Raw genomic sequence first — 1,355 nt, 5'->3', positions numbered from 1 at the left:
GTCTTAGGAAATTTTACCCTCTGTGCTGCCGGTTGGTGGCTGTGGCGTTCCAGTAAAATTAGCGTTAACAATGAATAAAGAGAGTTTATTTGCCATTTCCCTGTTTCCCTATCTGGGGTTTCTTTGGTTTGTCACTCGTTCGGGAAAAATGCCCCATTTAGCCCTAATTGGCTTTTATGTGCTGTTAATATTCGTTTTTATCACCATTCCTGCCGGTATCTACGCCAAGATACACTATGGTCAAGAATTAGCCAACGTCGATTGGTTACACGGTAGCGCCGAACTTTTCCTCACCCTCTCCAATATTCTCGTCGTCCTAGGTTTTCGTCAGGCAATTTTAGCCAAAAAGGAAACAGAGAAAGGGGAACAGGGAACAGGGAGCAGTGAACAGGGATAAGGGGTGTGGGGTGTGGGGTGTAGGGTGTAGGGTGTAGGGTGTAGGGTGTAGGGTGTGGGAAGTGGGAAGTGGGGGGTATTTTCAGGGAACAGTGGACAGTGAACAGTAAACAGTAATCAGTGAACTGACAACTCACATCTGATAACTGATAACTGATAACTGATAACTGATAACTGAATTGTGATACAATCGCCCCAAAACGTCCCAGCGTCAGTCAACTATGTACCCGATTACACCGTCCATCAGTGTCAATGAACCAAACCCGCAGGCTGCTATCCAGACTTTATCGGTAGTGGTTCCCATTTATAACGAAGTGGACAGTATCCCCCATCTCGTCGAGAGTATCGCCACGATTTTGCGTTCTTATCAAATTAACTACGAGATTATCTGTGTTGACGACGGTTCTAAGGACGGTTCCACCGAGGTTTTAACTAATTTAGCCAAAAATCGCGATGATCTCAAGGCGGTGATATTGCGACGCAACTACGGACAAACCCCCGCTATGGCTGCCGGATTTAATTATGCCACGGGACAGGTCATCGTTACCCTCGACGGCGATTTACAGAACGATCCCAATGATATACCCCTATTATTGGCCAAATTAGAGGAAGGTTATGACCTCGTGAGTGGCTGGCGCAAAAATCGCCAAGATGACCGGGTAAAACGGCTTTTACCCTCAAAAATAGCTAATTGGCTGATAGCAAAGGTTACAGGGGTCAAATTACACGACTACGGTTGTTCTTTGAAAGCCTATCGAGCCGAATTAGTCGCCGATATGAATCTTTACGGGGAATTACATCGCTTTTTACCCGCATTGGCTTTTATTGAAGGGGCAAAAATAACCGAAATTCCCGTTAATCACCACGCTAGACGGTTCGGACAGAGTAAATATGGTTTAGGTCGCACAATTCGCGTGATTATGGACTTATTTACTGTCTTTTTTATGAAAAAGTTCCTC

At 45.2% G+C, this 1,355-nt stretch carries 2 protein-coding genes and 1 pseudogene; all 3 read left to right on the top strand.

All coding sequences use genetic code 11. The features are described from left to right. A pseudogene (locus tag PX484_RS25970) lies at positions 1-78 on the top strand (DUF2499 domain-containing protein); the annotation flags it as partial. Beyond that, positions 71-397 (top strand): DUF3593 domain-containing protein, encoded by a 327-nt coding sequence (locus PX484_RS07545; RefSeq protein WP_287768124.1) that lies wholly within the window; start codon positions 71-73, stop codon positions 395-397. The pseudogene PX484_RS25970 and the gene PX484_RS07545, both read left to right, overlap by 8 nt. Before the next feature lie 220 nt (positions 398-617). Then, positions 618-1,355, top strand: a 738-nt coding sequence (locus PX484_RS07540) for a glycosyltransferase family 2 protein (RefSeq protein WP_288103338.1), incomplete at its 3' end; no start/stop codon positions are given.

The organism is Microcystis sp. M49636_WE2, assembly GCF_030065375.1.
GTDB classification, from domain to species: Bacteria; Cyanobacteriota; Cyanobacteriia; order Cyanobacteriales; family Microcystaceae; genus Microcystis; species Microcystis aeruginosa_C.
Note: the sequence above shows the minus strand (reverse complement) of the source record. Positions and strands in the feature narration are given on the sequence as shown.

Bases quoted from the DNA above. Each gene is read 5' to 3' on its own strand.
- PX484_RS07545 (WP_287768124.1), top strand. From the start codon at position 71: ATGAATAAAGAGAGTTTATTTGCCATTTCCCTGTTTCCCTATCTGGGG.